This is a genomic window from Paenibacillus sp. FW101-FHT12H11 (assembly GCF_058790355.1).
The window spans coordinates 209396-222066 of record NZ_JBYTCO010000007.1; the positions used below are offsets into that span (position 1 = coordinate 209396).

A 12671-nucleotide genomic window follows, 5' to 3' on the forward strand; every position below is an offset into this window, starting at 1 on the left:
ATGGACACTCTCTTTCTAGAGAGTGTTTTTGTTTGCATAAACCAAGACCCCCTTTCTCATAATAAGCTAAGAAAAGTAAGAAAAGGCTCTTATTTGAAAAGTGAGGTTGAGAAGGGGAATGAATAAACGATTAATTGTATTAACCTTTTGCATTGTTTTCGTATTGGTTGTTGCCTTCCAATTGAAAGGAAAGTTCAACCCGCCGGCGGAAGAAACGTTCAGCAAAAATGAGATACGTTATGGGGCTACGGGTGCAGACGTCAATGAGCTGCAAGGACGTTTGAAATTCATCGGTTTTTATGGCGGCAATATAGACGGTGACTATGGGTATAAGACTTTAACAGCCGTGAAACGTTTCCAAGGCGAATTTGGGATGACCGTAGATGGTATTGTAGGGCCAAAAACAAAACTTAAACTATGGGAAGCTACGAAGAATTGGAAACCAACAGCACCTGCGACTGGAGGAAACACAGGTAGCAGCGGTGGCGGTGGTACTGCTGGTGGTACGGAGAATGCTGCTTCGGACCAAAAGCCGGCTAATCTTACTCCATCTAATAATCTCGGCCTCTCGGAGCAAGATATTAACTTGATGGCGAATGCTGTGAATGGTGAAGCACGAGGCGAGCCCTATATTGGACAAGTAGCAGTAGCCGCAGTCATTTTGAACCGCGTCAAAAACCCGAGTTTTCCCAACACGGTTTCGGGCGTTATCTTTCAACCAGGTGCGTTTACCGCTGTAGCAGATGGCCAAATTTGGCTTACACCTAGCGAATCAACGAAAAAAGCGGTTAAGGATGCATTAAGCGGCTGGGATCCTACAGGCGGGTGTATCTATTATTTTAACCCGGAAACCGCAACATCCAAGTGGATTTGGAGCCGACCACAAGTTAAGAATATTGGCAAGCATATTTTTTGTAAATAATTTCGAAATGGACAAGGAGAAGGAACCGGCATTGGTTGCTTCTCCTCTTCGTATAGGAATATAATGGAACTATTACGATCTTAGAAGGGAGACAGACCTTTGAAGCATATACAATTTGAGCGCAGTACATTAAATCATATTCGTTTGCATGTGCTGCCGACAGATCGGTTCAAAACGTTTGCAATTTCCGTGTACATAGGCCGTCCCTTAGATGAAGATACGGTCACGAATACCGCCCTTACTCCTTTTGTCTTACGCAGAGGAACGGAATTACGTCCGGAAACGAAGCAATTTCGAGAGTATTTGGATGATCTGTACGGTGCGGGTTTTGGTTTTGATATTTACAAAAGAGGCGATTATCAAATTGTGCAGTTGCGGATGGATATCATTAATGACCGTTTCGTAAAGTCGGCGCAATCACTCTTGAAGCAAGGGCTTGATTTTGTTGGAGAAACACTGACACGGCCAGCTCTGGAAGGTAATCATTTTCGCAGCAAATATGTAGATTCCGAGAAGCAAACGCTTCAGAAGCGTATTGAATCCGTAATTAATGATAAAATCCGCTATGCCGCTGAGCGCTGTATCGAAGAAATGTGCAGTGACGATCCGTATCGTCTTCACCCATTGGGTAAAATAGCGGATCTTGACCGCATTAATTCCGAGCAGCTTTACGAACAGTATAGACAGTGGCTTCAATCACAGCCGATAGATATTTATGTGGTTGGCAACACAACGCTCGCTGAAGTTGAAGGAATTGTCGCTTCCGCCTTCAAGATTGAACGCAAGCAAGATGTTGGTTATGTAACTTCGGCTCCGCGGGGCGCTTCAGGTGAAGTGAGAACGGTTGTCGAGCGATTAGACGTTAATCAAGGTAAATTGAACATGGGGCTGCGCACGAATATTTCCTATGGGGATGAGCTTTATCCTGTAGCTCTTATGTATAATGGGGTTCTAGGCGGATATCCGCATTCCAAGTTGTTTATTAACGTCCGTGAGAAAGCAAGTTTAGCTTATTATGCATCATCTCGATTTGATGGGCACAAAGGCATACTAACGATCCAGTCCGGAATTGAAATGGCTAATTATGAGAAAGCGGTTGACATTATCCGCAAGCAGCTGACGGCGATGGAGCAGGGAGATATTAATGATATCGAACTAAGCCAGACGCGAGCGATGATTGCGAATCAGCTCCGCGAAATTCAGGATTCCGCTTTTGAATTAATTTCTTTTGATTTTAATGCGATCTTGTCGGGTAAAGAGCGCACTGTAGCGGGGTTAATCGAGTCCGTGGAACAAATCGACATTCCGGCGATTGCTCAAGCTGCTAAGCGAGTTCAACTGGATACGATTTACTTTTTACGGGATCGGGAGGGAGAGTAGGCCATGAAAGTTATTCCTTATCCACACCTGGGTGAAACGATTTATCACGAAGTGCTCGATAATGGGCTTCATGTGTTTGTTCTGCCCAAAGAAGGTTTCCAGAAAACCTATGCGACGTTCACGACGCAGTATGGTTCTATCGATAACGATTTTCAAGTTGAAGGGAAAGAGGCTGCTCAAGTTCCGGACGGTATTGCCCATTTCCTGGAGCACAAAATGTTTGAGGAGCCTGAGGGTGACATTTTCGCTACTTTTGCTTCAAACGGGGCATCAGCGAACGCTTTCACAAGTTTTGACCGGACCGCGTATTTGTTCTCGTCAACGGACAATTATTTAACTAATTTAACGACATTAATTAATTTCGTGCAAAATCCTTATTTTACAGATGAAAATGTGGAAAAAGAAAAAGGGATTATCGGCCAAGAGATTAAAATGTACGAAGACAATGCGGACTGGAGAAGCTATTACGGTTTAATTGAATCTTTATACGCCAAGCATCCTATTCATATTGATATCGCTGGGACCGTAGCTTCGATTTCCAAAATTACAAAGGAGACTTTGTATGAGTGCTACAACACCTTCTACCACCCGAGCAATATGAGCTTATTTGTTGTAGGCGGGGTGAATGCGGAAGAGGTAATCAAATTAGTGAAGGAGAACCAAGCTGCCAAAACATTTCCGCCGCAAGGAGAAATCAAAAGATTTTTCCCGGAAGAGCCGGTGGAGGTGAAGGAAGCACGCAGAGTTACCTTGCTTCCAGTATCGATGCCGAAGTGTTTAATTGGCTTCAAGGAGCAAGCACCGGCTGTGAATGGCAAAGATTTGCTTGTTAGAGAGCTGACAACGAAATTAATGCTGGACGTCTTGTTCAGCTCAAGCTCGGATATTTATCAAACGCTTTATGATGAACAGTTAATCTCTGATAATTTCGGACATGAATATAATTGCAGTGACGGATATGCCTTCTCTATCCTTGGCGGTGATACCAAAGATCCTGATCAGCTTATTGCCCGTATCCGTGAAGAAGTAGAAAAAAGGAAAAGCTCAGGACTTGATGAGGTTACCTTTGAACGCAGCCGGAAGAAGAAAATCGGCAATTTCTTACGGATGATGAATTCCCCGGAATCGATTGCGAATGAATTTACGAAATACCGCTTTAAAGGAATTGATCTGTTTGACATTTTGCCTGTATACGAGCAAATTACGCTTGAGGATGTTAATCGACGCTTCAGAGAGCATTTCGATTGGAGTAAGCTTGCTATTTCCATTGTCCAAAGTCGTGAGAAGTCGTGACCTTTTCCAAGCCATTTAGTGAGCAAACGGTTCTCATTACGGGCGCCAGCCGGGGGATTGGAGCAGCAATTGCTGAGCGCTTCGCCGCGGTAGGGATGAAAGTGGTCATCCACTACCGCGATTCTCATGAAGCAGCGAACGAAGTTGCCAGAACTTGCATGAAACATGGTGCGAAGGTGCTGACCGTGTCTGCGGATGTCAAATCCCGAGAACAAATTCTTTTGATGAAGGAAAAGCTGGAGCAAAAAGAAATGGTTCCTGATATCATCGTGAATAATGCGGGCATCGCTCATTACGGGCTGTTGTCAGATGTTAGCGAAGAAGAATGGGATTCTGTCATGGACGTTAATTTAAAGGGAGCATTTCTTTGTTCGCAAACCTTTATGCAAGCGATGATTTCACAAAAGTACGGTCGAATCATTAATGTCTCCTCGATCTGGGGTATCTCAGGGGCATCCTGTGAAGTGGTGTATTCCACGGCAAAAGGTGGGCTGAATGCGTTCACTAAGGCATTAGCTAAAGAACTTGCTCCATCCGGCGTTACAGTAAACGCCGTTGCACCCGGCGCTGTTGAAACCGACATGATGTCCGGATTTCAAACGGAGGAGCGGGATGCGATTGCCAGTGAAATTCCGGCAGGCCGTTTTGCAATGCCCTATGAAGTGGCTTCGCTCGTTTATTTCCTGGCATTGCCCGAATCCGGCTATATCACAGGTCAAATCATTAGCCCTAATGGCGGATGGTTAACTTAATGTCATTGTAAGAAGCGCGCATAATTCTAGTGGGAGAAGCGAATATTACTTATGTAATGACCATCTCTCATAACTCAAAGGAGGCTTCTTACAATGGCTACAGTACTTAAAGTATTTGACAAATGGAAAGAGTTTCTGGCTGAACGCGTTAGTCAAGCTGGACATGCGGGGATGAGTGATGAAACCATCTCGAAGCTCGCTTTTCAAATTGGCGAATTCCTAGCTGATAAAGTTGATCCGGAAAATGAGCAGGAACGTGTGCTCAAAGAGCTGTGGGATGCCGGGGATGAGCAGGATAAACGTACGCTTGCCCGCCTCATGGTAAAATTAGTAGACAAAGGTTAATAACCGTTTTACAATTCAATAGGGTACTATGTGAAAGCCTCCTCTTTCGGAGGCTTTTGCACGCTTTCTTAGGTAGAAAGGAATCGAATTTCATGATGATCAAACGTTCTATGCTTATGATTTTGCTCTTATCTTTTATTGTTGCAGGGTGTGGAAATCGAGGTATTCCTGTTATCAAACAGGAGTTATTGGATAAGAAATTGTCTGTCTTGATGCTTTCCAGCGTTAATTTGTCTCAAACCGCTAAGGACTCCATTGGGAGTGCGCTTCAAAAGTGGAGAGACGCCAATTTTATCGCCTATGATTGGATTAACGATTTGAGTGCAGTGGATGATCGTGTGCTCACGAAATTGAAAGCAAGCTCGTACGATTACATATATGTTATCGGCAACGATTTGTTCCCATCGGCAAATGGGGTGATTCAGCAAGGGTTAAATCCGGGTAAGTGGACATTATTACAGAGCCAGTTGGATGCTAACGGGAGTGCGAGCACAACCCTTGAGCAAGCTGCGTTATTGCAAATTGATTCTCAACAAATTGATAACTTGAAGAATCAGTGGATTCAAAATCTCATGGCTCAGAATATTACAGTGGAATGGGTGACAAGAAGCGATCGTCCGATTCCTTCTGCATGGGCACCTTCGGAAGAAGCGGACCACATTGTTTTGCTTGATAATAATGAACAATGGTTTCAGCAATTAGCTTTCCAAACGAGACAGCACTATGCGACTTGGATTATATTCTATTCTCCAGCGACAGAAGCGCAGCTGCAAAAAGCAAAAACACTAGGAACCTCTGTCATCGATGTTTCAAATTCATTATCAGCTGAGCTGAACTGGCCGCAAATTCTCGATGACCGGCTTCTTGCAATGACAAGTAAGTCATGGCAGAAAGGCGCTTTGAATTACAATGAAAAAGAGCTTACTGAACTCAAAATGAAATAAATTCGTGCCTCTTTATAGAAGGAAATTGGCGAAAATTGTAGAATTTATTTGAAGAGCTAACAAAAGGAACGTTACAGATACAGCGATGAGGTGGAAGGATTGGACGTTAAAGAATGGTATATGGAGTATAAGATTCACAAAAACCGTCCCGGGTTATTAGGGGATATCGCTTCCTTGATGGGGATGTTGGATATTAATATTGTAACCATTAATGGGGTTGAAGATCGTACGCGTGGTATGCTTCTTCAAACTAACGATGAAGAAAAAATTGACTTAATGGGTAAAATGCTGAAAAAAGTAGATAATATTACTATTACAGCATTACGTCCACCTAAGCTTGTGGATATTTTGGCTGTGCGTCATGGTCGTTATATCGAACGCGATTCGGATGATCGCAAAACATTCCGGTTTACCCGTGATGAGCTAGGGTTATTGGTTGACTTCCTTGGCGAGGTTTTCAAACGCGAAGGCAATCATGTGATCGGGCTTCGCGGCATGCCTCGGGTCGGCAAGACAGAATCGATTATTGCAGGAAGTGTATGTGCAAATAAACGCTGGACTTTCGTTTCTTCCACGTTGCTTCGTCAGACGGTTCGCAGCCAATTATCCGAAGATGAAATGACTCCTAACAATGTGTTCATTATTGACGGAATCGTCTCCACGATTCGTTCGAATGAGAAGCATCATAGTCTTTTACAGGATATCATGGCGATGCCATCTACGAAGGTAATCGAGCATCCGGATATATTTATTCGCGAATCTGAATACACTTATAATCACTTTGATTATATTATTGAGCTTCGAAATAGCCCGGATGAAGAAATCAATTATGATTCGTTTACGTATACGTCCGAACCATTTTAAGGTTTGTAACGTCATTAACTAATGAGATTCCCGTGGGGAGGTGACCATTATGTCTGATCTTGGATACATTTTACGCAAGACACGATTGGAAAGAAAGATTTCGCTAGATGATTTGCAGGAAGTTACAAAAATTCGTAAACGCTACCTTGAAGCCATTGAAGAAGGAAACTATAAAGTGCTGCCAGGAAGCTTTTATGTACGAGCTTTCATCAAAAGCTATGCCGAAGCGGTAGGATTGGATCCAACTGAAGTGTTGAATATGTACGAGACAACGAATCCTTCTCCAGTCGTGGAAAAACCGGTAGTAGAAACAATTCGTAAAAATCGAACGAGTGTTCGTAACACGGAGAAAATGAGCCGTTGGGCGTCAAGCGTGATGTTTATATGTTTCATTTTGCTCATTTTCGGAATTGTGTACTATTATACATATAAGAACTATAAGGGAACACCGGCAGGGGAAAAGCCTTCTCAAACGCAGTCTCCGCGAATTACGGATACCACGAATCCCGGGGCAGGAACGACTCCGACAACTTCAACGAATGCCTCCAGTGAAGGTAAAGTGGAGCCTCTTCCGACCCCAACGCCGGCACCGACCCCAACGCCACCAGCGGTACAAGTTAAATTTAGCAGCAATGAAAAAGGTGTAGATAACTACACGATTACCGGTACTGCGAATTTAAACATACAAATGAAAATAAACGGTTCCTGCTGGATTCGAATTGATGCCCTTACAGAGGGTGGCGGTAAAGACATGTTAAGACAAAAGCTTTACAAAGCAGGCGATACTGACGCCTTTGATTTGACAAGTTCCGCCTATCTGAATGTAGGAGCAGCAAGTGCGCTAGAGCTTACTGTGAACGGCACCGTGGTACCTGTTGGTGATACGCCTAATCCAAAGCGTGTACAGCTGAACTTGCAAAAAAACTAGCATTTTGGCATTTCCTGCGCTTTCCCGGGTAATGAAATCATTTCCTCAAGAGACATCCTAGGCCGTGGGGCTGCGGGATGTTTCTTTTTATTAGACTTCTTGCTATAATGCTATTGTAATTTGATGGAAAGGGTGTTTGGTCTAAGATGAGTTCAGAAAGTTCGTTCGATATTGTATCCAAGGTGGATATGCAGGAGTTAAATAACGCCATTCAACAGGCTGAAAAAGAGATTGCAACCCGCTTTGATTTTAAAGGCAGCAAAAGCAGCATTAAATTAGAAAAAGATCAATTAGTGGTTACTTCGGATGACGAGTTCAAGCTTCAGAATGTTCTAGATATTCTGCATGCCAAAATGACAAAACGCGGGATTTCGATCAAAAATCTCGATTACAGCAAGGTAGAACCAGCGGCCAGCTCGACCGTAAGACAGAAAATCAGCATGAAACAAGGTGTCGATCAAGAAAATTCGAAAAAGATCAACGTCCTGATTCGTGATTCGAAACTTAAGGTGAAAACGCAAGTACAAGGAGATCAAATTCGGGTAACGGGCAAGAGCCGTGATGATTTACAGGCTGTTATCGCTCTGCTTCGCAAGGCTGATATTCCTCTTGATCTACAATTTGTAAACTTAAAATAGGCATACATACCCTGTTATTGAAAGAGAAGCCCCCTGCTGCGAGGGGGTTTTTACATTTTGACACCCTATAGGGCTTGTATTATACTTGTAGGGAGCGTTTTTAGGACTATTGGAGGTTGTTTCTTTCATGACAGAAAAGGTTAAAGTAGTAACCCTCGGATGCGAGAAGAATATGGTCGATTCCGAGATTATGGCTGGATTAATACATGGGCGTGGTTTTCAGCTTGTAGATAACAAGGAAGATGCCACTGTCATTATCGTGAACACTTGCGGGTTCATTGATGCAGCGAAAGAAGAATCCGTAAATACAATTTTGGATATGGCGGAACTCAAAGAAACAGCGAATCTTAAGGCGCTTATCGTTTCAGGTTGCTTAACCCAGCGTTACAAAAAGCAGCTGCTCGATGAAATGCCGGAGATTGACGGAATCGTGGGAACGGGAGATTTTGACAAAATCAACGATATCGTTGATGAGGCGCTGCGCGGGAAAAGACCGATTCTTGTTGGGAATCCGGTATTTAACTATGATGCGGACCTGCCGAGGCTTGTTACAACGCCTAGATATACAGCGTATGTAAAAATCGCCGAAGGCTGTGATAATGCGTGCACATTCTGCAGTATCCCGATCATGCGCGGAAGCTTCAAGAGCAGAAGCATGGAGTCCATTGTCGCGGAAGTAGCTAACTTGGCTTCCCAAGGCGTGAAAGAAATTAGCTTAATTGCACAGGATTCTACGAACTACGGGACAGATTTGTATGATAGCTTTATGCTGCCTACACTTCTGAATAAAGTGAGCGAGGTAGAAGGCATTGAGTGGGTACGTCTGCACTATGCATATCCTGGTTTCTTTAGCGACGAATTAATTGAAGTGATGGCGACAAACCCGAAAGTGTGTAAATACATCGATATGCCGCTTCAACACAGCGAAGATTCCATTCTTAAACGTATGCGTAGACCTGGCCGTCAAAAGGATACCCGTGAACTGGTTCGCAAAATTCGCGAATCGATCCCGGATGTTGCACTTCGGACTTCCCTTATTGTAGGGTTCCCGGGAGAAACGGAAGAAGATTTCGAGAACTTGAAACAATTTGTTCGTGATGTACAGTTCGATCGCCTTGGCGTTTTTGCCTATTCCAAAGAAGATGATACGCCGGCGGCACGTTTGCCGAATCAAGTGCCTGATGATGTGAAAGAGTATCGTGCGAATGCGATCATGGAAATCCAGAGAGAAATTTCGAATATCCGGGGCGGACGCCGTATCGGTCAAGAAATTGATGTACTGATTGAGCGGTACGATGGCAGAAGTGATGTGTATATTGGACGTTCTCAATTTGATGCTCCCGAGATTGATGGGGAAGTATTCGTTTCGAATGGTAAACTGACGATCGGTGAACTTGCCAAAGTTCGTATTACCCACTCTTATGAGTTTGACTTATCTGGGGAGGTAATTGCATGAACCTGGCCAACCGCATCACCGTGGCGAGGATTTTACTAGTACCGATCATCATGTTTTTTCTGTTGATTAAGGTGAAATTCCCTCATATACGGATTGAGGAATTTAGCATTACGTATAATCAAATTATTGCTGCTACTATTTTTATTATTGCAGCGAGCACAGATAGTTTAGATGGTTATATTGCCAGAAAACGCAATTTAGTAACCAATTTAGGCAAGCTGCTTGATCCTTTGGCGGATAAGCTGCTTGTTACGGCTGTGCTCGTTTCACTAGTGGAAATGGGTAAAGTAGATGCTTGGATCGTCATTGTTATTATCAGTAGAGAATGGGCTGTAACTGGTCTTCGCCAGATTGCTCTGCTGGAAGGCACAGTGATGGCGGCTAGTAAGTGGGGAAAAGCAAAGACGGCAGCTCAGATTACAGCCATCATAGCGCTACTTATCAATAATTTTCCGTTTACGTTTGTGGATTTCCCTTTTGATGTTATAGCAAGTTGGGCAGCGGCCATCATTACGGTCTACTCAGGTATCGAGTATTTTGTGAAAAATAAACATGTCATAGACTTTTCAGAAAAGACACAATAGGGCTTCCTATTGGTTTTTTTCTATTCTAGGAGGATGCTGGGATGAAAGCAGAAATCGTTGCTGTTGGAACAGAGCTCTTGCTTGGACAAATTGTTAATACGAACGCTCAATTTCTTTCCAGGGAGTGCGCCGCAATTGGTGTGGACATCTATTTCCAGACCGTAGTGGGCGATAATGAGCAGAGATTGCTGGAAAGCCTCACATTAGCCGCCTCCAGAGCCGACGTGGTCATCTGCACAGGTGGTTTGGGTCCTACACAGGATGACCTTACAAAAGATGTCCTAGCGGCTTACGTAGGCCGTCAGTTAATCATTCATGAGCCGTCGATGAACGCAATCACCCAGATGTTCCAATCACGCGGGATACATATGGTAGAAAGCAACAGGCGCCAAGCGTTAATGCTTGAGGGCAGTGATCCATTACATAACGAAACAGGACTGGCCGTAGGTGTTGCCTTCACGTTTGAAGGAACTCATTTCATTCTTCTGCCTGGACCGCCCAAAGAAATGAAGCCCATGTTTACCAACTATGCGATTCCTTGGCTGCGTGCGGTTATGCATGATGAAGTTCCGCTTTATTCCAAAATGCTCAAATTTGCCGGCATCGGTGAATCTAATTTAGAGCATCAATTAATTGATTTGATTCAAGCACAATCGGACCCAACCATTGCTCCATATGCCAAAGAAGGCGAAGTGACGATTCGTCTGACGACCCGCGCACAAACGGCGGAAGAGGGCGAGCGTAAACTGTTTGCGACTGAACAAGAGATTAGAAGCCGTTTAGGCCAGCATATTTATGCGGATCAAGACGTACCGATTGAAACAATGGTTTTGAAAATGTTGGATGAACGCAAATTGTCGCTTGCCGTTGCTGAGAGCTGCACAGGCGGTTTGCTCAGTGATTTAATAACTTCAATACCCGGGAGCTCGAGCTCTTTCCTGGGGGGGATTATCTGTTATTCCAATGCGCTAAAACATAAACTTCTCGGTGTTCCTATGGAGGTGCTGGAAGGCGAAGGTGCGCCAGGTGCCGTTAGCAGCGAAACAGCGGTTATCTTAGCAGAGAACTTGCTCACGACAACGGGGAGTGACTTCGGCATTTCCGTAACCGGTGTAGCCGGTCCTGGCTCGTCTGAAGGCAAGCCTGTCGGACTTGTATATATTGGATTTGCGCAAAAGAACGCGGAGCCACAAGTCATTACGCTGCAGCTTTCCGGCAACCGGGAATCGATTAAACATAGATCCGCGAAGAGCGCGCTCTACCATCTTTGGAAACAGTTGAAAGAAAGCTAGAGTTCGCATATAATCAAAGAAGTGTTAACGGAAGAACCGTAACAAAGCGATAACTTTGTTGCGGTTTTTTGTTTGTTCGCGAAAAAAAACGAATGTATGTTCGAAAAAGTACTTGGCAAACACCCCGAAACAAGTTATCATATACCTATAATGATAGAAGGAAGTGAGTGTTTTGACAGACCGTCGCGCAGCACTTGATAATGCATTACGACAAATTGAGAAACAGTTCGGTAAAGGCTCCATCATGAAGCTTGGAGAATCAACGCATATGCAAGTTGAGACGATTTCAAGCGGAGCGTTAGCCCTTGATATTGCACTAGGAATAGGTGGATTCCCACGCGGAAGAATTATTGAAGTATACGGACCTGAATCCTCAGGTAAAACAACAGTAGCGTTACATGCGATCGCTGAAGTCCAGAAGGTTGGCGGACAAGCTGCATTTATCGATGCAGAGCACGCGTTGGATCCTTCTTATGCAAGTAAGCTCGGCATTAACATAGATGAGCTGTTGCTCTCTCAACCTGATACCGGCGAGCAAGCTCTAGAGATCGCAGAAGCGCTTGTAAGAAGCGGCGCGGTAGATATTATCGTTATCGACTCTGTAGCGGCATTAGTACCTAAAGCAGAGATCGAAGGCGAAATGGGAGACTCTCACGTAGGTCTGCAAGCACGTCTGATGTCTCAAGCACTTCGTAAGCTGTCTGGTGCAATTAACAAATCCAAGGTTATTGCGATTTTCATTAACCAGTTGCGTGAGAAGGTCGGCGTTATGTTTGGAAACCCGGAGACAACGCCTGGTGGCCGTGCACTGAAGTTCTACTCCTCCGTTCGACTGGATGTTCGTCGCATAGAAACGATCAAGCAAGGTAACGATATGGTCGGTAACCGGACGAGAATTAAGGTCGTTAAGAATAAAGTAGCTCCTCCGTTCAAACAAGCGGAAGTAGATATTATGTACGGTGAAGGCATTTCACGTGAAGGCAGTATTATTGATATCGCAACTGAGATGGATATCGTGAATAAGAGCGGAGCCTGGTATTCCTATGAGGGCGAGCGTTTAGGCCAAGGTCGTGAAAATGCAAAGCAATTCTTGAAAGATAACAAAGCAATTGCCGAAACGATCGAACAAAAAATCCGTGAAAACAGCAATTTGATTATTGCTGTCGGGCCAAATGTAGACGAGGAAGACGATGAGTTAGAAGCGGCTTTCGAGTAAGATTCGATGATATGATATCGTGAAAGCACCTTAAACCTTAGGTTAGGGTGCTTTCGT

13 protein-coding genes are annotated in these 12671 nt (G+C 44.2%); all 13 read left to right on the forward strand.

The features are described from left to right. Positions 1–118: 118 nt before the first annotated feature. The 13 genes from sleB (at position 119) to recA (ending at position 12614) form a co-directional block, all read left to right on the forward strand. Positions 119–922 carry a spore cortex-lytic enzyme gene (gene sleB / locus AC3WTJ_RS23455; protein ID WP_492523867.1) on the forward strand — a complete coding sequence of 268 codons (804 nt, stop codon included), beginning with the start codon at positions 119–121 and terminating at the stop codon, positions 920–922. A gap of 99 nt (positions 923–1021) precedes the next feature. Beyond that, entirely contained in the window at positions 1022–2302 is a 1281-nt protein-coding gene (yfmF, locus tag AC3WTJ_RS23460; protein ID WP_492523868.1) for an EF-P 5-aminopentanol modification-associated protein YfmF, read from the forward strand. Positions 2303–2305: 3 nt separating this feature from the next. Next, positions 2306–3595: an EF-P 5-aminopentanol modification-associated protein YfmH gene (gene yfmH / locus AC3WTJ_RS23465; protein WP_492523869.1), complete on the forward strand. Its 1290-nt coding sequence runs from the start codon at positions 2306–2308 to the stop codon at positions 3593–3595. Beyond that, positions 3592–4347 carry an elongation factor P 5-aminopentanone reductase gene (ymfI, locus tag AC3WTJ_RS23470; RefSeq protein ID WP_492523870.1) on the forward strand — a complete coding sequence of 252 codons (756 nt, stop codon included), beginning with the start codon at positions 3592–3594 and terminating at the stop codon, positions 4345–4347. Before yfmH ends, ymfI begins: the two co-directional genes overlap by 4 nt. Before the next feature lie 93 nt (positions 4348–4440). Next, the gene (locus tag AC3WTJ_RS23475) at positions 4441–4692 is read left to right on the forward strand and encodes a DUF3243 domain-containing protein (RefSeq protein WP_127450964.1); all 252 of its coding nucleotides are present in this window, start codon (positions 4441–4443) and stop codon (positions 4690–4692) included. 92 nt (positions 4693–4784) lie between these two features. Continuing rightward, complete coding sequence (locus tag AC3WTJ_RS23480; protein ID WP_492523871.1) at positions 4785–5636, forward strand: hypothetical protein; 852 nt, start codon at positions 4785–4787, stop codon at positions 5634–5636. A 120-nt stretch (positions 5637–5756) separates the two neighbouring features. Further along, positions 5757–6500, forward strand: coding sequence for a DUF3388 domain-containing protein (locus AC3WTJ_RS23485; RefSeq protein WP_379171917.1), 744 nt, complete (start codon positions 5757–5759; stop codon positions 6498–6500). A 49-nt stretch (positions 6501–6549) separates the two neighbouring features. After that, positions 6550–7428, forward strand: a complete 879-nt coding sequence (locus AC3WTJ_RS23490; RefSeq protein ID WP_127450958.1) for a helix-turn-helix domain-containing protein — start codon at positions 6550–6552, stop codon at positions 7426–7428. A 146-nt stretch (positions 7429–7574) separates the two neighbouring features. Continuing rightward, a complete protein-coding gene (locus AC3WTJ_RS23495; protein WP_127450956.1) occupies positions 7575–8066 on the forward strand; it encodes a YajQ family cyclic di-GMP-binding protein in 492 nt (163 codons plus the stop codon). 127 nt (positions 8067–8193) lie between these two features. Further along, complete coding sequence (gene rimO / locus AC3WTJ_RS23500) at positions 8194–9522, forward strand: 30S ribosomal protein S12 methylthiotransferase RimO (RefSeq protein ID WP_492523872.1); 1329 nt, start codon at positions 8194–8196, stop codon at positions 9520–9522. After that, complete coding sequence (pgsA, locus tag AC3WTJ_RS23505; protein WP_127450952.1) at positions 9519–10106, forward strand: CDP-diacylglycerol--glycerol-3-phosphate 3-phosphatidyltransferase; 588 nt, start codon at positions 9519–9521, stop codon at positions 10104–10106. The genes rimO and pgsA overlap by 4 nt, the downstream gene beginning before the upstream one ends. A gap of 41 nt (positions 10107–10147) precedes the next feature. After that, entirely contained in the window at positions 10148–11398 is a 1251-nt protein-coding gene (locus AC3WTJ_RS23510; protein ID WP_492523873.1) for a competence/damage-inducible protein A, read from the forward strand. Between the two features lie 172 nt (positions 11399–11570). Further along, positions 11571–12614, forward strand: a complete 1044-nt coding sequence (recA, locus tag AC3WTJ_RS23515) for a recombinase RecA (protein ID WP_492523874.1) — start codon at positions 11571–11573, stop codon at positions 12612–12614. Positions 12615–12671: the final 57 nt, after the last annotated feature.

Bases quoted from the DNA above. Each gene is read 5' to 3' on its own strand.
- AC3WTJ_RS23510 (WP_492523873.1), top strand. From the start codon at position 10,148: ATGAAAGCAGAAATCGTTGCTGTTGGAACAGAGCTCTTGCTTGGACAA.
- AC3WTJ_RS23475 (WP_127450964.1), top strand. From the start codon at position 4,441: ATGGCTACAGTACTTAAAGTATTTGACAAATGGAAAGAGTTTCTGGCT.
- AC3WTJ_RS23490 (WP_127450958.1), top strand. From the start codon at position 6,550: ATGTCTGATCTTGGATACATTTTACGCAAGACACGATTGGAAAGAAAG.
- pgsA (WP_127450952.1), top strand. From the start codon at position 9,519: ATGAACCTGGCCAACCGCATCACCGTGGCGAGGATTTTACTAGTACCG.
- AC3WTJ_RS23495 (WP_127450956.1), top strand. From the start codon at position 7,575: ATGAGTTCAGAAAGTTCGTTCGATATTGTATCCAAGGTGGATATGCAG.
- AC3WTJ_RS23485 (WP_379171917.1), top strand. From the start codon at position 5,757: ATGGAGTATAAGATTCACAAAAACCGTCCCGGGTTATTAGGGGATATC.
- sleB (WP_492523867.1), top strand. From the start codon at position 119: ATGAATAAACGATTAATTGTATTAACCTTTTGCATTGTTTTCGTATTG.
- AC3WTJ_RS23480 (WP_492523871.1), top strand. From the start codon at position 4,785: ATGATGATCAAACGTTCTATGCTTATGATTTTGCTCTTATCTTTTATT.
- yfmH (WP_492523869.1), top strand. From the start codon at position 2,306: ATGAAAGTTATTCCTTATCCACACCTGGGTGAAACGATTTATCACGAA.
- rimO (WP_492523872.1), top strand. From the start codon at position 8,194: ATGACAGAAAAGGTTAAAGTAGTAACCCTCGGATGCGAGAAGAATATG.